The following is a 22,473-nucleotide window of genomic DNA, read 5'->3' on the forward strand; positions in this document are numbered from 1 at the left end:
TCTGCCGCCGGGAGTGATCAACCTGCTGCACGGCGACGGCATCGCGGTCTCCGACATCGCGCTGGCCGACCCGGATTTCGCCGGGCTGCACTTCACCGGGTCGGCCGCGACCTTCAAACACCTGTGGCGCGGCATCGGCGCGAATCTGGACGTCTACCGGGGTTATCCGCGGATCGTCGGCGAGACCGGCGGCAAGGACTTCGTGGTCGCGCACCCCAGCGCCGACCACGACGTGCTGCGGACCGCGCTGGTGCGCGGCGCGTTCGACTATCAGGGCCAGAAGTGCTCGGCCGCCTCGCGCGCCTACATTCCGCGCTCCATCTGGGAGAGCGAGTTCCGGGACGCGTTCCTGGCCGAGGTGGACGGCCTGTCCATGGGCGACGTGACCGATCTGCGGCACTTCATGGGCGCGGTGATCGACGAGCGCGCCTTCGCCAAGCTCAAGGCGGCGATCGACCGGGCACACGCCGACGACGGCCTGCTGGTGCTGGCGGGTGGGACCTACGACGAGAGCATCGGCTGGTTCGTGCGGCCCACCGTGGTGCTCGCCGAGGACCCGTGGGACGAGGTGTTCACCACCGAGTACTTCGGGCCGTTCCTGGGCGTGCACGTGTACGAGGACGGCGACTGGGACGCGATGTTGCGGCAGATGGAGTCGGCGGCGCCGTACGCGCTCACCGGTTCGGTGATCGCCCGCGATCGGCGCGCCTTGGCCGAGACCACGAACTTTCTGCGGTTCGCGGCCGGCAACTTCTACCTCAACGACAAGCCCACCGGCGCGGTGGTGGGCCAACAGCCGTTCGGCGGTGGGCGGGCGTCCGGGACCAACGACAAGGCGGGCGCGATGCAGAACCTGATGCGCTGGACCAGCACCCGCACGATCAAGGAGACGTTCGACCCGCCGACCGACTACCGCTATCCGCACATGGGTTGATCGCTCAGGCCGGCACCTCGGCCCGCAGGACCCGGACGAACTCGCGCATCCAGGCCGGGTGGTCGACCCAGCTGCGGGCGGAGACCAGGGTGCCGTCGACGACCGCCTCGCCGTCCACCCAGGTGCCGCCCGCGGCCTTGATGTCCGAGGCGATCGCCGGGTAGGCGGCGGTCCGGCGCCCGGCCAGCACGCCCGCGGCGGCGGCGATCAGCGGGCCGTGACAGATCTGCGCGATCGGCTTGTCCGCCTCGAAGAAGTGCCGCACCACGCGCTGCACGACCGGATTGTTGCGCAGGTACTCCGGAGCCCGACCGCCCGGCAGCACCAGTGCGACGTAGTTCTCCGGCCGCACCTCCACGAACGCGAAGTCGGCCGGCCAGGTGTAGCCGGGCTTCTCGGTGAAGGTGTCGAAGCCCTCGACGAAGTCGTGCACGACGAAGGTGAGCTTCTTGCGCGAGGGGCCGGCCACGTGCACGTCGTACCCCTCCTCGCGCAGACGTTGGTACGGGTAGAGCACCTCCAGCGATTCCGCCGCGTCGCCGGTGATCAGCAGCACCTTCTTGGCCATGACGATCGTCTCCCCACCGGATTCGTCCCGCCTTGCGTCGTGTCCCGCCTCGCCCGTCCACGGTGCCCCGGACGCCGCCTTCGGGGCAATGGGTACGAGGTGTCCGGAGCGACCCGGAAATTGCTTACAGGGTGATCCGAGATCCCCTCTCGGCGGCCGAGAGACACGCGAGTAGCCTGACGATGCGGCGACGCCGCGCGGCCGCGGGCCGGGACGACGGAGTCCCGGAACCACCGCCGGCCGGACGACGTCGCCTGAAACAGGTACTCGCGACAAAGCGGGTACTCGCAGTACACAGCCGGGCACGCCCGGGGACGGCAATGGTCACGCAACGGCGCGCGACAGGAGCGGCAGCATCATGCAGAGCAAGCTGGACGAGGCGAAGGCGGAGCTTCTCGCCCGAGCGGCGGAAGCGGCACGAGCGGCATCGTCACAGCACGGAGGCGGCGGGCCCGAGGGCCCGAACCGGGTGGACCTCGACGTCCTCCTGGCCCGCTATTACCGGCACACCGCACCCGACGACCTGATCGATCGCGATCCGGTCGACGTGTACGGCGCGGCGATCTCGCATTGTCGACTCGCGGCGGAGCGCCCCCAGGGCACCGCGCGGGTCCGGGCGTACACGCCCACGGTGGAGGAGAACGGTTGGGCCTCGGGGCACACCGTGGTCGAGGTGGTCACCGACGACATGCCCTTCCTGGTGGACTCGGTCACCAACGAACTCTCCCGCCAGGAACGCAGCATCCACGTGGTGATCCACCCCCAGCTCATCGTGCGGCGCACCATCGCCGGCGAGCTGCTGGAGATCGTGGACACCACGGACGCACACGGCGTGCCCGAGGACGCGATCATCGAGTCCTGGATGCACATCGAGATCGACCGGGAGAGCGACCGCGAGGACCTGCGCTCGGTCGAGGCGGGGCTGCAGCGCATCATCAGCGATGTGCGCGAGGTGGTCGAGGACTGGGCCAAGATGCGCGACACCTCGCTGCGGCTGGCCGACGAGCTCGCCAACGACCCGCCGGCGACGCTGCCGGAGGAGGAGATCGGCGAGGCGTGGGAGCTGCTGCGCTGGCTCTCCGAGGACCACTTCACCTTCCTCGGGTACCGCGAGTACGACCTGGTGTGCGAGGACGACGAGGACGTGCTGCGCGCGGTGCCCGGTACCGGTCTCGGTATCCTGCGCGCCGACCAGGACCTGTCCGCCTCCTTCAGCCGGCTCTCCACCCGGGCACGCGCCAAGGCCCGGGAAAAACAGCTGCTGATCCTGACCAAGGCCAACTCGCGGGCGACCGTGCACCGCTCGGCCTACCTCGACTACATCGGCGTGAAGAAGTTCGACGCGGCCGGCAACGTGATCGGCGAGCGTCGTTTCCTGGGGCTGTTCAGCTCCGCCGCGTACACCGACAGCGTCCAGCGCATTCCGGTGGTGCGCCGCAAGGTGCACGCGGTGTTGGACAAGGCCGGCTTCCCGCCGGTCAGCCACGACGGCCGGGACCTGCTGCAGATCCTGGAGACCTACCCGCGCGACGACCTGTTCCAGATCGCCGTGGACGAGCTGCACGACATCGTCATCAACGTGCTCTACCTCCAGGAGCGCCGCCGGTTGCGGCTGTTCCTGCGCAAGGACGAATACGGCCGGTTCTACTCGGCCCTGGTCTACCTGCCGCGCGACCGGTACACCACCGAGGTCCGGCTCAAGATGCAGGACATCCTGCTCGCCGAGCTGGCCGGTTCGGTGGTCGACTACACCGCGCGCAACACCGAGTCCGTGCTCGCGCGCCTGCACTTCACCGTGCGTGTGCCCACCGGCGCCGAACTCGGCGACCCGGACGTGGACTACATCGAACGACTGCTGTCCGAGGCCACCCGCTCGTGGATCGACGACTTCGGCGAGGCCCTCGTCGCCGAATGCGGCGAGGAGAGCGCGGCCGAACTGTCCCGCCGCTACGCGCACGCGTTCAGCGAGGGCTACAAGTCCGACTTCCCGCCCCGGACCGCGGTGGCCGACCTCAGGCGGATCGAGGAGTTGACCCCCGAGGGGGACTTCAGGCTGCACCTGTACGAGCCGATAGGAGCACTGCCGGGCGAGCGGCGGTTCAAGATCTATCGCTCCGGTGGGCACGTGTCGCTCTCCGAGGTGCTGCCGATCCTGCAGCGCATGGGTCTGGAGGTCGTCGACGAGCGGCCCTACGAGCTGCGCCGCGCCGACGGGACCGTGGCGTGGGTGTACGACTTCGGCCTGCGCTACGACGCGTCGGCGATGTACGGGCAGCCCGAGGACGTCAAGGAGCTGTTCCAGGACGCGTTCTCGGCGACCTGGACCGGGCGCGCGGAGAACGACGGGTTCAACGCGCTGGTCTTTCGGGCCGGGCTGACCTGGCGCCAGGCGATGGTGCTGCGCGCGTACGCCAAGTACCAGCGGCAGGCCGGGACCACCTTCGGGCAGGAGTACATCGAAGGCGTCCTGGTCTCCAACCCGCACACCACGCGGCTGTTGGTGAACCTGTTCGAGGCCCGCTTCTCGCCGGGGCACCAGCAGGCCGGCACCGAGCTGGTGGACGGCATCGTCGAGGCCATCGAGGGTGCGCTGGACCAGGTGGCCAGCCTGGACGAGGACCGCATCCTGCGCTCCTTCCTGGCGATGATCAAGGCGACCCTGCGGACCAACTTCTTCCAGCACCGCGAGGACGGCGAGGCGCACACCTACCTCTCGCTCAAGTTCGACCCGCAGGAGATCCCGGACCTGCCCGCGCCGCGGCCCAAGTTCGAGATCTTCGTCTACTCGCCCCGGGTCGAGGGTGTGCACCTGCGCTTCGGCGCGGTCGCGCGCGGCGGGCTGCGCTGGTCGGACCGGCGCGAGGACTTCCGCACCGAGATCCTGGGCCTGGTCAAGGCGCAGATGGTGAAGAACACCGTGATCGTGCCGGTCGGCGCGAAGGGCGGCTTCTTCTGCAAGCAACTGCCGGACCCCGCGGACCGCGAGGCATGGCTGGCCGAGGGCATCGCCTGCTACCGCACCTTCATCGGCGCGCTGCTCGACATCACCGACAACCTCGTCGACGGCGCGGTCGTGCCGCCGGCGGACGTGGTGCGCCACGACGCGGACGACACCTACCTGGTGGTGGCCGCGGACAAGGGCACCGCGACGTTCTCCGACATCGCCAACGAGGTGGCCCAGTCGTACGGCTTCTGGCTGGGCGACGCGTTCGCCTCCGGCGGCTCGGCGGGTTACGACCACAAGGGCATGGGCATCACCGCGCGCGGTGCGTGGGAGTCGGTCAAGCGGCACTTCCGCGAGCTGGGTCACGACACCCAGACCGAGGACTTCACCGTGGTCGGCATCGGCGACATGTCCGGTGACGTGTTCGGCAACGGCATGCTGTTGTCCGAGCACATCCGGCTGCTCGCCGCCTTCGACCACCGGCACATCTTCCTGGACCCGAATCCGGACGCGGCGGTCTCCTTCGCCGAGCGGCGCCGGTTGTTCGACCTGCCGCGCAGCTCGTGGGCGGACTACGACAAGGAGCTGATCTCGACGGGCGGCGGGGTGTACCCGCGCACCGCCAAGTCGGTGCCGATCAACGCCCAGGTGCGCCAGGCGCTGGGACTGCCGGACGGGCTGATCCGGCTCACCCCGGCCGATCTGATGAGGGCGATCCTGCAGGCCCCCGCGGACCTGTTCTGGAACGGCGGAATCGGCACCTACATCAAGTCGAGCGGCGAATCGCACGCCGACGTCGGCGACAAGGCCAACGACGCGATCCGGGTCAACGGCGCCGACCTGCGGGTCAAGGTCGTCGGCGAGGGCGGCAACCTGGGTTGCACCCAGCTGGGTCGGGTCGAGTTCGCGCTCGCGGGCGGGCGGATCAACACCGACGCGATCGACAACTCGGCGGGCGTGGACACCTCGGACCACGAGGTGAACATCAAGATCCTGCTCAACCAGGTCACCGCCGCCGGCGACATGACCCTCAAGCAGCGCAACGAGCTGCTCGCGGCCATGACGGACGAGGTCGGCCACCTGGTGCTGGCCGCCAACTACGGCCAGAACGGCGCGCTGGCCAACGCGGTCGCCCAGGCCGGCAGCCTGCTGCACGTGCACATGCGGTACATGCGCCGGATGGTGCGCGACGGACACCTCAACCGGGAGATCGAGTTCCTGCCGACCGACCGGCAGTTGCGCGAGCGGCAGCAGAACGGGCAGGCGATGACCCAGCCCGAGCTGGCCGTGCTGCTCGCGTACACCAAGATCGTGATGGCCCAGGACCTGATCGCCTCGGATCTGCCGGACGACCCGTTCCTGGCCCGGGAGTTGCACCGCTACTTCCCCAGCGCGCTGCGGGCGAAGTTCGTCGAACAGATGGACCGGCACCCGCTGCGCCGGGACATCATCACCACCGTGGTGGTGAACGATGTGGTCAACCTGGCCGGCCTCTCGTTCATGTTCCGCATGCGCGAGGAGACCGGCGCGTCGGCGGAGGAGGTCGCGCGGGCGCACATCACCGCGCGGGAGATCTTCGGCATCGACCGGATCATGGGCGCGGTCGCGGCGCTGGACAACAAGGTCCCGGCCGAGACGCAGACCACGCTGCGGCTGCACAGTCGGCGGCTGATCGAGCGGGCCACCCGTTGGTTCCTGGGCAGCCGGCGCGAGATCGACATCGCCGCGCAGGTGGAGTTCTTCCGGGACGGCGTGGTCGAGGTGATCGCACACCTGCCGAAGGTGCTGCGCGGCTCGGACCTGGCCTGGATGGACGGGCTGTACGAGGAGTTCACCGAGGCCGGCGTGCCGACCGAGTTGGCCACCGCGGTGGCCGGGATGTCCTCGGCGTACGCGGCGCTGGACATCGTCGAGGTGGCGCGCGAGTCCGAGCGCGCGGTGCTCGACGTCGCGCAGGTGTACTTCGACATCGCCGACCGGCTGCCGATCGCGCACCTGCTCGACCGGATCATCGAACTGCCGCGCAGCGACCGGTGGAAGTCGATGGCCCGGGCCTCGCTGCGCGAGGATCTGTACGCCGCACAGGCCGGGCTCACCGCGGAGGTGCTCGGCTCCGGCGAGCCGGACGACAGCCCGGAGCTGCGGTTCAAGGCGTGGGAGCACAAGAACGCGCCGGTGCTCACCCGGGCTCGGTCCACGCTGGACGAGTTGCAGGAGGCGGAGAACTACGACCTCGCGACGCTCTCGGTCGCGATGCGGACGATCCGTACGCTGCTGCGGACCGGCAGCAAGAGCTGACCGGTGCCGAAATGCCGCCGGCCCGGAACCCGCTGGGGTTCCGGGCCGGCGGCCTGTTCGGGCCCGACTACGGTTCGAGCATCAGCAACTCGTGGTGGCTGCGCTCGCGCACCGCCCACCAACACGGCAGGTAGATCACCGCGGGCAGACCGGCCACCAGGATCGACCACGTCGGGCAATTCATCAGTGCCGCCACCAGCGCGACGAACAAGTGGATCAGGCCCACCGCGGCCGCCCGCGCCAGTGCCCCGGTGCCGCGCCGCATCGCGTCGCGCACGCCGGCGACACCCATGCCGCAGACCACCGCGACGCCCGCGCACAACACCGACGCGATCAGCAGCAGGTCGCCGAGCCCTTCCAGGCTCTTGCGATCGTCGCGCACCGCGAACGACATGATCGCCAACGTGACGGCGGTCGTGCTCATCAGCACGGTCTCGATGGCCAGTGCGATCAGCAGGGTCCGCAGAAAACCGATGCGACGATTTCCCCTCATTGTTCCCCCGAAATGACGTTTGCCCCCCGTTCGGTGCACCCCCGAGCCGGTTCCGAAGCGGCGGGGAGCACCCTACGCCTTCGGACGATGCCACACGGAATCCCGTTCCCGAAGTCGGATCCGTAACGATGGCGGTACGAAACACAACGGCCGCGGGGCGGTCGCCCGGGTGTTGCCGGACGGCCCCGCGGCCGTTGCCCACGACGCCCCTTCGGCGTCGATCGTGTGCTCGACTACTTGACGGCGCCCGCCATCACGCCCTGGACGAAGTAGCGCTGGAAGCTGAAGAAGACGATCACCGGGACGATCAGCGACAGGAAGGCGCCGGGCGCCAGTACGTCGATATTGGCGCCGAACGCCCGGGATTGGGACTGCAACGCGACGGTCAGCGGCGCCGATTCGGTGTCCGCGTAGATCAGCGCGATCAGCATGTCGTTCCACACCCACAGGAACTGGAAGATGCCCAGCGACGCGATCGCCGGCAGGCCCAGCGGCAGGATGACCCGGAAGAAGATGGTCAGGTCGGTGCCGCCGTCCATTCGGGCGGCTTCGAGCAGATCGCGGGGGATGCCCGCGAAGTAGTTGCGCAGCAGGAACACCGCGAACGGTAGGCCGAAGGCGACGTGGAACAACACCACGCCCAGGATGGTGCCGAACAGGCCGGTATTGCCGTACAACTTGGAGATCGGGATCAGCGCGACCTGTACCGGCACCACCAGCAGACCGACCACGACCAGGAACAGCCAGTCCCGACCGGGGAATTCCAGCCACGCGAAGGCGTAGGCCGCGAGCGAGCCGATCAGGATCACCAACAGCGTGCTGGGCACGGTGATCCAGATCGTGTTGAAGAACGCCCGGGTCATGTCCTTGTTGTCGAGCAGCTTGTCGTAGTTCGAGAAGGTCAGGTCGCTCGGCCTGCCCAGCACCTTCCACCAGCCGGACTTGCTCATCTCCTGCGGGTCGCGCAGCGAGGAGACCAGGAGGCCGAACGTGGGCATCAGCCAGAACAGCGCGATCAGCACGAGTGCGATCGCCGCCAGGCCGCCGCCGGTACGGCCCACGATGCGGGAGGCGAGGCCCCGCTTGATGGCTCCCTCACGGCCCGCCGGCGGTTGTCGAGGCTTCGTCAGGTCGGGGGCTGCGGACGCGCTCACCGGTTCTCCCTTCGGAAGCGACGGATGTTGAACAACATCGCCGGCAGCACCAGCAGGAAGAGCAGGATGCCGATGGCACTGCCCAGCCCCTGGTTGTTGCCGCCGCCGAAGGAGGCGATGTACATCTGCAGGGCCAGGACGTTGGCCTCCTTCTGCGACGAGCCCAGCGAGATGATGAACACCAGGTCGAAGATCTTGAGCACGTTGATCACGAGGGTGACCATCACCACGACCAGCACCGGGGCCAGCAGCGGGATGGTGACCCGACGGAAGACCTGCCACTCGGTCGCGCCGTCCACCCGCGCGGCCTCCAGCGCGTCCCGTGGGATCGCGGCCAGGCCCGCCGCGATCAGCACCATCGCGAAGCCCGCCCACATCCAGATGTAGGCGCCGATGATCGCGGCGGTGATCAGGTTCGGCCCGAGCCAGTCGTAGCCGCCGAAGGACTTGGCGAAGTTGGCCTCGGTCAGCCGCAATTGCACCGGGCCCCCGCGGGCGACGGAGGCGGGCATCGTGAACGAGCCGTCCTTGCCGGTGGTCGCGCTCGCGACCGTCTTCCCGCCGCGTACCGCCTCGACCTCGACCCCGGGCAGACCCTTCTCGCCGGGATCGACCGCGCCTGGCTTGCCCGCGTTGCCCTTGGTGAAGTCGACCCACACCACACCGCCGAGTCCGCCGGCGGGCGGCACGCCCGGCTTGGCGGGCCGCGCGTCGCCGGGGATCTTCTCCGCCGGCAGTGAGACCAGCGGCAGCAGCGCCGTGCCGCCGGGCTCGGTGCCGGCCTTGGTGATGAAACCGCCGGCCTGCGGCGTGAGCACGGTGTCGTTGCGTGGGCGGGCACCCGGATACGGCGCGCCCTCGCTGAACATGTCGTGCACGCTGGTGACCACCGCGTTGGCCACGCCCTGGTCGGGCTCGCGATCGTAGACGAGCCGGAAGGTGATGCCCGCGGCCAACATGGACACGGCCATCGGCATGAAGACGATCAGCTTGAACGCCGTGGCGAACCTGACCCGCTCGGTGAGCACCGCGAAGATCAGACCGAGCGAGGTGACCGCGGCCGGCACCACCAGGACCCAGATCAGGTTGTTCTTGAGCGCGGTGAAGGTGTCGTCGTCGGTGAACAGTTCCTTGTAGTTGTCGATCCCCACGAAATCCGACCAGCCGTCCGCGCCGAACAGGCTGCGCAGCAGCGACCACACGATCGGATAGGCGACCAGGACGGCAAGCATGACGATGGCCGGCAGCAGGAACAGCCAGCCCAACAGGGTGCCCGAACCGAGCCCGCGCGACTCGCGCGCGGGCGTCGGCTTCGTCTTCTCGGGCACCACGACCGGTACGGGTGCCTTGTCACTCATGGCAGCGGATCACCCGCCCGCGTATGCCTTGGCGGCGTCCGCTTCGAGTTTGCTCTGCGCCCCGGCCACGTCCGAGGGGTTGCGCAGGAAGTCCTGGAGATCGCGCCACTCGCCCTCGCCCTTGGTGCCGCCGAACGCGGCGGGAGCCTGGTCGGAGAGGTCGAAGCGGAAGTCGTCGCCGGCCGTGATCAGGTTCTCGGCGATCTTGCGCGTGGCGTTGTCGCGGTAGGACGCCATGCCCAGGTTCTTGTTCGGCGAGAGGTAACCGCCCTGCTCGGCCCACACCTTGGCGGCGTCCGGCGAGGCCAGGTACTTCAGCAGCGCCTGCGCGCCGGGGGAGTCCTTCATCGCCACGGCCACATCGCCGCCGGTGACCACCGGTGCCTTGCCGGTGCCGACCGCGGGGAACCCGAAGAACTTCGCGTCGGTGCCGATCTTGGCCTTGGTGTCCTTGATGATGTTGGTCCCGATGAAGTCGCCGCCCGAGATCATCCCGGCCTTCGGCGGGTCGCCGAACACCTGCGGTACGGACGCGGGGAACTCGGTCTGCAGCACGCCGCCGCTGCCGCCGGGGAACCAGTCGCCCTTGCCGAAGACCTGGGCCAGCGTCTCCAGCGCGGTCTTGACCGAGGGGTCGGTCCAGGGGATCTTGTGCTTGGCCAGCAGGTCGTACTTCTCCGGGCCGGCCTGGCTCAGGTAGATGTTCTCGAACCAGTCGGTGAGCACCCACCCGTCGGCGCCGCCGATGGCGAACGGCGGAGTGCCGGAGTCGGAGATCAGACCCGCGTTCTTGAGCAGGTCCTCCCAGGTCTTGGCCTCACTCGCGCCCGCGTTCTCGTAGACCTTGGCGTTGTACCAGATCAGCGACTTGTTGGCGCCCTTGTAGTAGACGCCGTACAGCTTGTCCTGGTATGAGCCGAGCTTTTGCCACTGGGACGCGAAGTTGGCCTGCACGGCCTGCTGCACGTCGGGCGCGAGTGGCTTGATCCAGCCCTTCTGGGCGAACTGCTGGAGTACGCCCGGCTGGGCCAGGAACGCGACGTCCGGCGGTGCGTTGCCCTCGACCCGCTGGCCGAGGAAGGTGGAGGCGCTGTCACCGGTGGGAATGAACTCGGTCTTGGCCCCGGTGCGCTTCTCGAAGTCGGCGAGCACCTTCTTGAACGCCGCCTGCTCGTCGCCGGTCCATACCGCGGCCACGCTCACCGTGGTGCCGTCGAGCCGGGGTACGGCCGGCGCGCCGCTCCCGCCGGGCGTCGAGTTGCTCTTGTTGTCCTTGTCGTCACCGTCGTCGCTACAGGCCGCGAGACCCATGGCGAGCATCGAGGCGACCGCCAAGGCGCCCACGAACCGCTTCACGCATCCTCCGTTATGGACAGACCCGTACCCGGGTCGAAGAAGTGCAGCCGGTCGGTTGCCACTCGCATCACCACGTCGGCGCCCTCGCGGGCCCGGGTACGCGGCCCGAAGCGGGCCACGAGCTCGGAATGCGCCGCGTCGGCGTCCGGCACCGTGTCCTCCGCGCCGACATCGCGCGCCAGTTCCCGGACGTCCTCGGTGACCGCCGGAGGCGCGTCCACGCGCACGTGTACGAGCACCTCCGAGCCCATCGCCTCGACCAGGTCGGCCTCGGCGCGCAGGACCGTGCCCTCGGCGGGCTCGGCGCCCTCCAGGGCGGTGTCGTACAGGTCCTCGGGACGGATGCCGACGATCAGTGGGCGAGCGTGGTAGCCGGCCAATGCCGGGCGCGCGGCGAGCACGTCGGGGTGCACGGTCAGCCGCCGGCTGCCGATGTCCACCGTGGTGCCGCCCGCGTCGTCGCGGTTGAGGGTGCCGGTCATCAGGTTCATCGCGGGCGAACCGATGAAGCCGGCCACGAACAGGTTGACCGGGTGGTCGTACAGCTCCTGCGGCGGTGCGACCTGTTGTAGAACCCCCTTCTTCATCACCGCGACCCGATCGCCGAGGGTCATCGCCTCGGTCTGATCGTGCGTCACATACAGCGTGGTGACTCCGAGTTCGCGGGTCAGTCGGGCGATTTGGGCGCGCATCTGCACGCGTAGCTTCGCGTCGAGATTGGACAGTGGTTCGTCCATCAGGAACGCCTGCGGCTCGCGCACGATCGCCCGGCCCATCGCCACCCGTTGCCGCTGGCCGCCGGAGAGTTGCCGCGGTTTTCGGCTGAGGTGATCCTCCAGACCCAGGGTCCGGGCCGCTCTGTCGACCCGCTCGCGAATCTCGTTCTTGGGCAACTTCCGCAATCGAAGCCCGAATCCGATGTTGTCCCGCACATTCAGATGCGGATACAGGGCGTAGCTCTGGAACACCATCGCCACGTCCCGGTCGCGCGAGGGAATGCGATTGACGACCCGGTCGCCGATGCTGATGGTGCCCTCGCTGATCTCCTCCAGACCGGCGACCATCCGCAACGCGGTGGTCTTTCCGCACCCCGATGGGCCTACCAGAACCAGGAACTCCCCGTCCGCGACGGCCAGATCGAGCGAGGTGACCGCCCGAGTGCCGTCCGTATACAGCTTTCCGACTCCATCCAGAACCACTTCCGCCACGAAAATCCCCCGAGGGTGGACAGATGCCGCCTTCTGATGTCCTGTGGTACGCCTGGTGTGGCGTCGACCACAACCCCTGCCCGGTGCAACGAGCCTTATTCGTGACTTTCGATCATCGCTGCGTAATGACCCGGCGCAGGCCGGTCGCGCTCCGTATGCTGAGCGGGCCGCGACTGGCGTACGCGTGGGATCGACCACGAGGAAGCGGCGGTTCCACCGACGAGGTGTCGTCCGCCTGGGCACCCGGATCACATTCCCTGTGAACCGAGCCGGAGAACTCATGGACACGCACAGGCACATGACCGATCGCCACCACGATCTGGGCCGAACCGACCCGGAGATCGCCGCGCTGGTATGCGCCGAGGAACTGCTCCAACAGGACACGCTGCGGCTGATCCCGAGCGAGAACTACGTCTCCGCCGCGGTATTGGCGGCGACCGGGACGGTGCTCACCAACAAGTACTCGGAGGGCTATCCGGGCCGTCGGTACTACGAGGGCCAGCAGAACGTCGACCCGATCGAGATCATCGCTCGCGAACGGGCGCAGGCGCTGTTCGGCGTGGATCACGCCAACGTACAGCCGTATTCGGGCTCGCCGGCCAATCTCGCGGTCTACCTCGCCTTCGCCCGGCCCGGCGACACGGTGCTGGGCATGGCGCTGCCGATGGGCGGGCACCTCACCCACGGGTGGGGCGTGTCCGCGACCGGGACCTGGTTTCGCGGTGTTCGCTACGGCGTGCGGGCCGACACCGGGCGAACCGATCTGGACGAGGTGCGCGATCTCGCGCTGCGCGAGCGGCCCCGGATCATCTTCTGCGGCGGTACCGCGGTGCCGCGCACGGTGGACTTCGCCGGCTTCGCGGCGATCGCTCGCGAGGTGGACGCGATCCTGGTCGCCGACGTGTCGCATATCGCCGGGCTGATCGCGGGCGGGGTGCATCCCTCGCCGGTCGAACACGTGGATGTGGTCTCCACGACCACGCACAAGACGCTGCGGGGGCCGCGCGGGGCGATGTTGATGTGCCGCGCCGAACACGCCAAGGCGATCGACAAGGCGGTCTTCCCGGGCCTGCAGGGCGGGCCGCACAACCACACCACGGCGGCCATCGCGGTGGCGCTGCGGGAGGCCGGAACGGACGACTTCCGCACCTATGCGCGTCAAGTGGTCGCGAACGCGAAGCGACTCGGGGAAGAACTCGCCGGGCGCGGCTTCGAGTTGGTCTCGGGTGGGACGGACAACCACCTGCTGCTGGTGGACCTGACCCGGCGGGAGGTGACCGGGAAGGTCGCGGCGAAGGCGCTGGACCGGGCCGGAATCGTGGTGAATCACAACACGGTGCCCTTCGATACCCGGTCGCCGTTCGATCCCTCCGGGATTCGGATCGGAACGCCCGCGCTCACGTCGCGTGGGCTGGACGAGTCGCACATGCCACTGATCGCGCGATGGATGGATCGGATCGTGACGGGAGCGGCGGTGGGGTCGGAGGACGAGATCGCGACGGTGCGGGTCGAGGTGCGGGAGTTCTTGGCCGGGTTTCCGGCGCCCGGGTTGCCGGTGTAGTCGGTTGCGTCGGCAGGGGTCGCCTGCCCGCTCCATCCGTTGCTTCAAGTTCCAAGGCCGCGGATCCACGGCGGCAAGGGCGCCTGATCGGGCCCGTGGCCGGGGGCGCGGGTGGGCTACCGGGCTTTGCGGGCCAGGTGTTCCAGAGGGGCCGCGGGCCACAACGGGGCTTGGAGCGGGGTGCCCAGTTGTTCGGCCGCTCGGCGGACCGCGCCGGTGAGCAGGGCCAGGTCGGTGGGGCCCTTGCCGCCGCCCACGGGCGTGGGGCGGCGGGCCAGGCGGTTGCCCATCTCCTGCCACTCCTGGCGCACCACGGTGGGGCGCAGGGTGGCCGTGCGCGGCATCCGGCCGGTCACCCTGCCGCCCTGGAACGGGACGACGGCGCCGTCCCGCCCGCGCACGAAGCCGCGGCCGGGATAGTCCTCGTCCACGCCCGCCGCGTCCTCGACGTCGATCAGCACCCGTGACGCCTGCGGGTCGTCCACCCGCAGGGCGATCCGCAGTTCGGCGCCGGCGGCGGCCTCGATCTCCGGGGTCCGGGCGGGCCGGCCGGTGGTCACCAGCAGGTGCACGCCGTGCGCGCCGCCGCGATGGGCCACGTCGGCGAGGCCCTTGACGAAGCCGGGGTACGCCTCGGCCAGCAGGTCGATGTCGTCCACCGCCACCACCAGCCGGGGCAGCGGCCGGTCCGGGCCCGGTCGGTACGTCTCGAACGAGGTGCCGCGCAGCAGCCCCTCCCGGCGGTCCAACTCGTCCCGCACGGCCGCGATCGCATCACCGGTGGCCGGGATCTCCGCGTCGGCGAGAAAGCCCACCACGTGCGGCAGTTCGGAAAGCCCCAGGGGGCCGCGAACCAGCGCGATGGCGAGCTCGTCCGGCCGATTGGCCACCGCGAGCGAGCACAACACGGACGCCAGCAACTCGGAGCGGCCGGAGCCGGCGGCCCCGCCGATCACCACGTGTGGGCCGTCCGTGGACAGGTCCACGGTGACCGCGCCGCGTGCGTCCGAGCCGAGCACCGCGCGCGGCGAGCGGCCCGCCTCGCGCCAGCCGGCGAGCAGCTTGGCGGGGGTGAGCAGGTCCAGGTTGAGCAGGTCGAGCAACCGGACCGACTCCGGCAGCGGCGAGGTGACCCGGCGGGTGGCCTCGCGCAACGGTGCCAGGGCGCGGGCGAAGCGGTCCGCCCACGCGGACGACACCGCGTCCGCGACCACGTCCTCCACGCGCCGGGTGCCCGGCCCGATCAGGTCGATCCGGGTGCCGACCTCGCCGGTGACGTGCGCGACCGCCGAGCACTGCGGCGGCAACTCCTCGGCCCGCTCGTCCAGGCACAGCGCGTGTACGCCCGCCGCCGGGCCCTCGACCAGGAGCCGGACGATCTCCGGGCGGGCGGCCAGCCGGCCCGCGCCGTCCAGAACCACCACCGTGCGTCGGACCGGGACCCGCTCGGCCGTGTCGATGCGATCGAGCAACTCGCCCGCGCGCGCCCGCACCTGATCCGGTCCCAGGCCGACCAGGAGCCGGCAGTCCTGGCCCTCGCCCGGCCGCAGATGCGGCAACCAGCGGGCCCAGGACCAGTCGGCGGCGGTGCCGGGATCCGCGCACAGCACGACCAGCTCCACGTCCTGCGGTCCGTGCAGTCCGGCGAGTTGGGCGACCACCGAGCGGGCCAGGCCCAGCAGCCGGGGCCGGTGTCCGGTCAGGCCCAGCACGGTGTCCTTGAGCGAGACGGTGACCGGGACCGAGAACGCGGTCAGCCTGCGCTCCTCGCCGTCGGTGCCCGCGACGAGCGAGGGCTCCACCAGGGTCACCCGCGAGGGCAGGTCACCGACCCCCAGGCGCACGCCGAGCGCCTCCGGATGGCCGGCTGTGCGTTCCCACAGCCGGCCCGACGGACCCGGCTCGCCGGTGGCCAGCGCGTCCAGCAGCAGCGTCGCCGGGTCGGGCGACTGGTCGCGGCGCCAGCGGACCTCTTCGAGCAACGCCGAGCGCGCGGCCGCCTCGATCGTCTCGCGCTCGGTCCCGGCGGCCTTGCGGCGCAGCGCGAACGGGCGGCGCCGGCCGGCGCTCTCCTCGGGCAGTTCGAAGCGGGCCCGGGCGGGCACCGGGAGTTGCGCGCGGACGCTGCGGCGGACCTCGATGTGTCCGGTGCCGTCGGCCCGGGCACAGGCGCCCGAGGCGTCGTCGGGGGAGCCGTAGGGCAGGGGCAGGAACGTCTGCAGGGTGGATTCGCCGACCCGCAGCAGCGAGCCCGGTGGCAGGTCGACCGGTTCGCGGCCGATCGGCATCCCGTCCACGGTGGTGCCGTTGGTCGACCCGAGGTCGGCGATCCGGATCCGCCCGGGCTCTATCCACAATTCGGCGTGCAGTCGGGACAGGTCGGGGTCGCCGAGTCGCACCTCGGCCTCGGGCGCGCGGCCGATCCGTACCCCGCCCTGGTGCAGCAGGTGCACGCCGCCCGCGTCCGGCCCGCCGACCACGCGCAACTGCGGGGAGCCGGCCGAGGGCGAGGGCGAGCCGAGCGCGTCGACGGTGATCAGCGCGCCGTCCACCAGGGGCGGCCGGCCCACGGGGGTGTCGTCGCGCAGTCGGATGTCGCCCACCCAAAAACGTTGGCCGTCGGTCCCGGAGGCGGTCCGCAGCGCGCCCGCGATCCCCGCGAAGGTCGTCCCGGACGGCGCGGTGACGAGCACGTCGGCGCCCGGCCCGGTCCGCTGCGGTCCGTGCACGGTGAGCCGGATCTGCATGCGCGCCTCCCTCCTCCGAGCAGAAAACAAGAGGCATCCTCGCACCCGCGACCGTCATGTCGCCTACAGCCGGACAGACGACGGATCTTGTCCGAATTTCGACCGTAAAGGACCGAGTCGCCGGCGAATCGCCCGAACGCGGTGCCGACATCGAGCCGCCCGTATCGCCGAGTATCGATCGGACAACGTCGGAACACGGGAACCGAACCGTACCCGGGGTCGATGCGTCCGTAGCTGAGTACCGCCTAGGGTGGAAGGCAACCCGGCACCACCGCCCAGGTGGCGGACAGGACAGTGGGGAGCGTCGTGGACCGGCCGGTCGGCAGCAAGTATCTGCTCCAGGAGACCCTGGGGCGCGGAGCCAGTGGCACCGTCTGGCGCGCGAGCGTGCGCGATTCCGGCGAGATCGTCGCGGTCAAGGTGCTGCGCGAGGAGTTGAGCACCGACCCGGACGTGGTCACCCGCTTCCTGCGCGAGCGCTCGCTGCTGCTCAATCTGCGCCACCCCAACCTCGTGCATGTGCGCGACCTCGTCGTCGAGGGCGAGACGCTCGCCCTGGTGATGGACCTGATCGACGGGCCCGACCTGCGCACCTATCTGCGCGAGAACGGCCCCTTGCCGCCGGCCGCCGCCGCCTTGACGATGGCTCAGATCTGCGACGCGCTCAGCGTGACGCACGCGGACGGGGTGATACACCGGGACCTGAAACCGGCCAACATCATGCTCGCCCGCAACGGCGACTCGCTGTACCCGATGCTGACCGACTTCGGTATCGCCCGCCTCGCCGACTCGCCCGCGCTCACCCGTACCCACGAACTCGTCGGCACGCCCAGCTACGTCGCGCCCGAGACCGCCGAGGGTCGCCCGCTCACTCCCGCGGTGGACGTCTACGCGGCGGGTGTGGTGCTCTACGAACTGGTGGCCGGACACCCGCCGTTCCGGGACACCAACCCGATCGCGCTGCTGCACCACCACCTGACCGAGGTGCCCACCCGGCCGGCCGGCATGCCCGACGCCTACTGGCTGATCACCGAGCGCTGCCTGGCCAAGCGACCCGAAACCCGACCGGACGCGGCGGGCCTGGGCCGGGCGCTGCGGCTGGCCGCCGACATCGTGGCCGGCGTCCGGCCCGACGACGGCTCGCTCGCGCAGGTACTGGCCGCGAGCGCGTTCGGCGCGCGGGCCGACGTCGCCGAACCCACCCGTGCCCTTCCACAGACGCAGGTCGGGTATCCGACGCCGCCGACCACGCCACCGCCCGCGCCGCCGAGCGCACCCAACGCGACCCGGGTGATGAGCACGCAGCCGCCCGGCTATCCGCAACCGCCGCAGCACTACCCGCCGCAGCCGGCCTACGCCGAGCCGGCGCAGCAGCATGCCCGCCCGGCCGCCGCGCCGCCGCCGGCCGACCCGGGACCGCCGCCTCCACCACCGCCGCCGCGCTACCGACGCGAGGAGGCGCCCGAGCGCGAGCCGCGGCGCCGCGAACGCGCCGTACGCGAACCGCGCGAGCCCAGGGAGCGCGAGCCGCACGAGCCCCGCGAACGCGAGCCGCGCCGGCGGCGCGGCTTCCGACTCACCAGCATCCCGGGCGTGGGCTGCACCATCGGCTGCCTGCTGCGACTGGTGATCATGGCTGCGATCCTGTTCGCCATCTACTGGTTCAGCCCGCTGCGCGACTGGGTGAACACCGCTATCGACGGGTTCGATACCGTTCGAGGCTGGTACCACAGCGTCAAAGACTTCGTCACCGGCAGCGACAGCGGGGGCGACACCAACAATTGACGCATAGTCATCCCCCACCGCCCGTGTCGAGGACGACCTCGTACACGCCGTCCTACCCGACGGTCCCCGCATCCGGGGCCCGGCCACGTAGGGTGCGGTCGGGGAAGTCCGCTGTGAGCACCACGCTCGCTGGGTCCACGGAGCTGCTTTGGCACGCAAGATCGGTAGCCGATACGTCGCCCTGAAGGTGCTCGGGCGCGGCGCCAGCGGGACCGTCTGGCAGGGCGAGGGCCCCGAGGGACCCGTCGCGATCAAGCTGCTGCGCGAAGACCTCGCGTCCGACCAGGTGTTGGTCGCGCGCTTCGTCCAGGAGCGCACCGCGCTGACCAGCCTGGACCACCCCAACATCGTGGGCGTGCACGACCTGGTCGTCGACGGCACCGACCTCGCGCTGGTGATGGACCTGGTGATCGGTCCCGACCTGCGCGCCCGGCTGGAGCGCGAGCGGGTGCTCACCCCCCGGCTGGCCGCCGCGATCGTGGCCGACGTCGCGGACGGCCTGTCCGCCGCGCACGCCGAGGGCGTGATCCACCGCGACGTCAAACCCGAGAACATCCTGATCGACAACTCGGCCGGGGTCTCCCGGGCCCGACTCACCGACTTCGGCATCGCCCGACTGGTCGACGCGCCGCGCCGCACCCGGGCCACCCGAATCATCGGCACACCCGACTACCTGGCCCCCGAGATCATCGAGGGCTTGCAGCCGACCGCCGCCGTGGACGTGTACGCGCTGGCCACCGTGTTGTACGAACTGCTCACCGGATGGACCCCGTTCGGCGGCGGACACCCCGGCGCGGTGCTGCGCCGGCATGTGACCGAACCGGTGCCGGGCATTCCCGGCCTGCCCGACCCGCTCGCCGCGGTGCTCGCGTCCTGCCTGTCCAAGGCACCCGCCGCCCGGCTGACCGCCCGCGAGTTCGGCGAACGGCTGCGCTCGGCACTGCCCGCGCTGATCGGCCTGCCCGCGTTCGACGTGCCCGACCCCAACGGGAACGTCGGTCGCCAGGACACCCCGGTGCCGCGCCCGGCCGGCGTGGTCCCCCTCGTCTCCGGCACCTCGGAGGTCGCCGACGGCAGCCGGGACACGCACACCAACCTGACCCGCCCGGTGTTCGACGGAGCCGCGCCGGTGCAGTCGCACCGGCGCGGCAAACCGGCCCGACGCGAGGGCGGCGCGCGCCGGCGACTGATCCCGGTGATCTGCGGCGTGCTCGCCATCGCGGCGGTCGGCGCGGGCACGGTGTGGTTCACCCGGGACGAGGGCACCCCGACCCGACCGGCAGGCCAGACCTCCGGCACCCCGCGGCCGACCGCGCCCGGCCCCTCCGGCGGCTCCGCGGGGCCGACCGCGGGGCCTGCCGCCGGCGGCTACACGTGGGCCGCGTTCGCGCCGCTGCCCGCTGCCCCGGTGCTGCTCCAGGGCGGCCCGGCGGTGACCCGTACCGACGCCGAGCACAGCCATGTGGTGCAACGCGACGGCGAGGGCGCCCTGTGGTACCTGGGCAGCGACGGGTCCCGCTGGGGCGAGTGGCGCAGGCTGCCCACCTTCCGCACCGGCGACGATCCCGCCGTGGTCAGTGCCGCACCCGGTCGGATGGACGTGTTCGCGGTCGGTTCCGCCGACAAACTGCTCTATCGCGTGACCCTGGCCGACGGCCGATTCGGCGAGTGGACCAGGACGGACACCAAGACCAGGCTCAGTGGCGCGCCCGCCGCGGTCGCCACCGGCGATCGCATCGACATCATCGCGCGCACCGGCACCGACGGCCTGGCCGCCGGATCGCTCACCGGGGCGGGCTGGAGCGGCTTCACCACGGTGCCCAGCGCGGGTCGGATCGAGGCCGCGCCCGCGCTGACCGCCGGCGCCCCCGGCACACTGGACGCGTTCGTGGTGCGCGCCGGCGACCACGCGGTGCTGCACATCCCCTTCCTCGACGGCGGTTGGCGCGAGCCGGAACGGGTCGGCCTGGCCGCCTCCGCGCGCCCGGCCGCCGCCTACAGCCAGGGCCGGGGCCTGGTCGTACTGGCCCGCGACGGCAATGGCCGGCTGCTCGGCGCGGTGCCCGGCGAGGGCGGCTGGCGACCGGTCGACCCGAACACCGCCACCGCCGACGCCCCCGCCGCGGTGGCCGCCGGACCCGACCGGGTGGACGTCTACATCCGGGCCGACAACGGTCGGCTTCAGGCCGCCTCGTCGAGTCCCGACGCGGGCTGAGTCCGAGCCCGGCCCGCGATCCACTTAGGATGGTGGCGTGGCTGCCGTTGATCCTTCCGAAGAGCTCAAGTCCGTCGAGTCGACCATGACGTCGATCGAGGCCGTCCTCGACCTCGACAAGATGCGGGCCGATGTGGCCGCGCTCAACGAAAAGGCGGCCGCTCCCGACCTGTGGGACGACCCCGAAGCCGCCCAGAAGGTGACGAGTCGTCTCTCGTTCCTGCAGGGCGAGCTGCGCCGGGTCGAAGACCTGCGCCGACGTCTGGACGACGTCAACGTCCTGTTCGAACTGGCCGAGGCCGAGGACGACGCGGACACCCGTACCGAGGCCGAGAACGAGCTCGCCGCGGTGCACAAGGCGGTCGGCGAGCTCGAGGTGCGCACGCTGCTCTCCGGCGAGTACGACTCGCGCGAGGCACTGGTGACCATCCGCTCCGAGGCCGGTGGCGTGGACGCCGCCGACTTCGCCGAGATGCTCCTGCGGATGTACACCCGCTGGGCCGAGCGGCACGGCTACCCGACCGAGGTCTACGACACCTCCTACGCCGAGGAGGCCGGCATCAAGTCGGCCACCTTCGCGATCAAGGTGCCGTACGCGTACGGCACGCTGTCCGTCGAGCAGGGCACGCACCGCCTGGTGCGGATCTCCCCCTTCGACAACCAGGGTCGTCGACAGACCTCGTTCGCGGGCGTCGAGGTGCTGCCGGTCGTGGAGCAGAGCGACCGGGTCGACATCGACGAGTCCGAGCTGCGGGTGGACGTCTACCGCTCGTCCGGTCCCGGCGGCCAGGGCGTCAATACCACCGACTCGGCGGTGCGCATCACGCACATCCCGACCGGCATCGTGGTGTCCTGCCAGAACGAGCGCTCGCAGATCCAAAACCGCGCGTCCGCGATGGCGGTCCTGTCCGCCAAGCTGCTGGAGCGGCAGCGCCAGGAGGAGCAGGCCCGGATGAACGCGCTCAAGGGCGAGGGCTCGTCCTGGGGCAACCAGATGCGCTCGTACGTCCTGCACCCGTACCAGATGGTCAAGGACCTGCGCACCGAATTCGAGGTGGGCAACCCGCAGTCGGTGCTGGACGGCGAAATCGACGGTTTCATCGAGGCCGGTATCCGCTGGCGCAAGCAGCAGCAGACCGCCGCCGCGTAGCGGATCGACGGGCGACACCCGCCTCGACAAAAGCCGGTCGATATCCCGGTTTGTGATCATGAGGGCCTCCGCGTATTTCGTGGAGGCCCTCGTGCTATGCCGCGTTGCGCTTTCGTGCCGATTTTCTCGGCGAATCGGAATTAACCCCGCAACCCTCTCCGAACGCCCTTGACGCGGCATCCACCCGGTTACCAGTCTGAACAGCGGCATTACCGCGACGCATCCGATCGGGAGTCCGGGGCGCATCGACAGATGGCACGGACGCGCGCCGAGGTGATGCCCAACGGCGTTTGGGACCCCACCCGCGCCGGCGCGGACACGGGGATCTCATCCAACTGGGGGTTAATTGATGACAACCAAAATGCGCGTCCGGACGGCTCGGATAGCCGCCGCCGCGCTGTTCGCGGCGGGCGCGTCCTTCGCCGTCGCGGGCGTCGCGAGCGCTACGGACGGCGGTCCGGACGACGGGTGCGAGCAGACGCACACCTGCCCGCCGGGCACCTCCACCGGTACGTCCACCGGGACCTCGACGGGTACGTCCACGGGCACCTCGACCGGGACCTCGACGGGTACGTCCACGGGCACGTCCTCGGGTACCTCGACGGGTACGTCCTCGGGTACCTCGACCGGGACCTCGACGGGCACGTCCTCGGGTACTTCGACGGGCACCTCGACGGGCACGTCCACCGGGACCTCGACGGG

14 protein-coding genes and 1 riboswitch are annotated in these 22,473 nt (G+C 70.5%); of the genes, 6 read left to right on the forward strand and 8 right to left on the reverse strand.

Annotated elements, in window-relative coordinates; all coding sequences use genetic code 11:
* Positions 1-934, forward strand: a 934-nt coding sequence (locus tag A3IC_RS0127620) for an aldehyde dehydrogenase family protein (RefSeq protein ID WP_020553311.1), incomplete at its 5' end; no start/stop codon positions are given.
* 4 nt (positions 935-938) lie between these two features.
* Here A3IC_RS0127620 and A3IC_RS0127625 read toward each other — a convergent pair.
* Positions 939-1,502 carry a DJ-1/PfpI family protein gene (locus tag A3IC_RS0127625; protein ID WP_020553312.1) on the reverse strand — a complete coding sequence of 188 codons (564 nt, stop codon included), beginning with the start codon at positions 1,500-1,502 and terminating at the stop codon, positions 939-941.
* 358 nt (positions 1,503-1,860) lie between these two features.
* Here A3IC_RS0127625 and A3IC_RS0127630 point away from each other — a divergent pair, with 358 nt between their 5' ends.
* Positions 1,861-6,744 (forward strand): NAD-glutamate dehydrogenase, encoded by a 4,884-nt coding sequence (locus A3IC_RS0127630; protein ID WP_020553313.1) that lies wholly within the window; start codon positions 1,861-1,863, stop codon positions 6,742-6,744.
* Positions 6,745-6,811: 67 nt separating this feature from the next.
* Here A3IC_RS0127630 and A3IC_RS0127635 read toward each other — a convergent pair whose 3' ends face one another.
* The 5 genes from A3IC_RS0127635 to A3IC_RS0127655 form a co-directional block, all read right to left on the reverse strand.
* Positions 6,812-7,237, reverse strand: a complete 426-nt coding sequence (locus A3IC_RS0127635; protein WP_020553314.1) for a hypothetical protein — start codon at positions 7,235-7,237, stop codon at positions 6,812-6,814.
* Positions 7,238-7,470: 233 nt separating this feature from the next.
* Positions 7,471-8,391, reverse strand: a complete 921-nt coding sequence (locus A3IC_RS0127640; RefSeq protein WP_020553315.1) for a carbohydrate ABC transporter permease — start codon at positions 8,389-8,391, stop codon at positions 7,471-7,473.
* Positions 8,388-9,749 carry an ABC transporter permease gene (locus A3IC_RS0127645; protein ID WP_020553316.1) on the reverse strand — a complete coding sequence of 454 codons (1,362 nt, stop codon included), beginning with the start codon at positions 9,747-9,749 and terminating at the stop codon, positions 8,388-8,390. The genes A3IC_RS0127640 and A3IC_RS0127645 overlap by 4 nt, the downstream gene beginning before the upstream one ends.
* 9 nt (positions 9,750-9,758) lie before the next feature.
* Entirely contained in the window at positions 9,759-11,105 is a 1,347-nt protein-coding gene (locus tag A3IC_RS0127650; RefSeq protein ID WP_020553317.1) for an ABC transporter substrate-binding protein, read from the reverse strand.
* A complete protein-coding gene (locus tag A3IC_RS0127655; RefSeq protein WP_026218818.1) occupies positions 11,102-12,313 on the reverse strand; it encodes an ABC transporter ATP-binding protein in 1,212 nt (403 codons plus the stop codon). Before A3IC_RS0127655 ends, A3IC_RS0127650 begins: the two co-directional genes overlap by 4 nt.
* Positions 12,314-12,472: 159 nt before the next feature.
* A riboswitch (ZMP/ZTP riboswitch) is annotated at positions 12,473-12,561 on the forward strand.
* A 32-nt stretch (positions 12,562-12,593) separates the two neighbouring features.
* On the opposite strand from A3IC_RS0127655, the gene A3IC_RS0127660 reads away from it, so the two are divergent.
* Positions 12,594-13,874: a serine hydroxymethyltransferase gene (locus A3IC_RS0127660; protein ID WP_245599576.1), complete on the forward strand. Its 1,281-nt coding sequence runs from the start codon at positions 12,594-12,596 to the stop codon at positions 13,872-13,874.
* A 116-nt stretch (positions 13,875-13,990) separates the two neighbouring features.
* Here the strand turns inward: A3IC_RS0127660 and A3IC_RS56865 are convergent, their stop codons facing one another.
* Positions 13,991-16,621, reverse strand: coding sequence for an FHA domain-containing protein (locus A3IC_RS56865; protein WP_020553320.1), 2,631 nt, complete (start codon positions 16,619-16,621; stop codon positions 13,991-13,993).
* A gap of 279 nt (positions 16,622-16,900) precedes the next feature.
* Here A3IC_RS56865 and A3IC_RS0127670 point away from each other — a divergent pair, with 279 nt between their 5' ends.
* From A3IC_RS0127670 to prfB, 3 genes are all read left to right on the forward strand, one after another.
* The gene (locus A3IC_RS0127670; protein ID WP_026218819.1) at positions 16,901-18,406 is read left to right on the forward strand and encodes a serine/threonine-protein kinase; all 1,506 of its coding nucleotides are present in this window, start codon (positions 16,901-16,903) and stop codon (positions 18,404-18,406) included.
* A 148-nt stretch (positions 18,407-18,554) separates the two neighbouring features.
* Entirely contained in the window at positions 18,555-20,621 is a 2,067-nt protein-coding gene (locus A3IC_RS73090) for a protein kinase domain-containing protein (RefSeq protein WP_020553322.1), read from the forward strand.
* A gap of 37 nt (positions 20,622-20,658) precedes the next feature.
* Positions 20,659-21,771, forward strand: a complete 1,113-nt coding sequence (gene prfB / locus A3IC_RS0127680; RefSeq protein ID WP_026218820.1) for a peptide chain release factor 2 — start codon at positions 20,659-20,661, stop codon at positions 21,769-21,771.
* 342 nt (positions 21,772-22,113) lie between these two features.
* Here the strand turns inward: prfB and A3IC_RS71395 are convergent.
* Positions 22,114-22,473: hypothetical protein (locus tag A3IC_RS71395; protein ID WP_245599577.1), on the reverse strand; the 360-nt coding region annotated here is incomplete at its 5' end.

The sequence above is a fragment of the Embleya scabrispora DSM 41855 genome (genome assembly GCF_000372745.1).
Taxonomy (GTDB): domain Bacteria; phylum Actinomycetota; class Actinomycetes; order Streptomycetales; family Streptomycetaceae; genus Embleya; species Embleya scabrispora.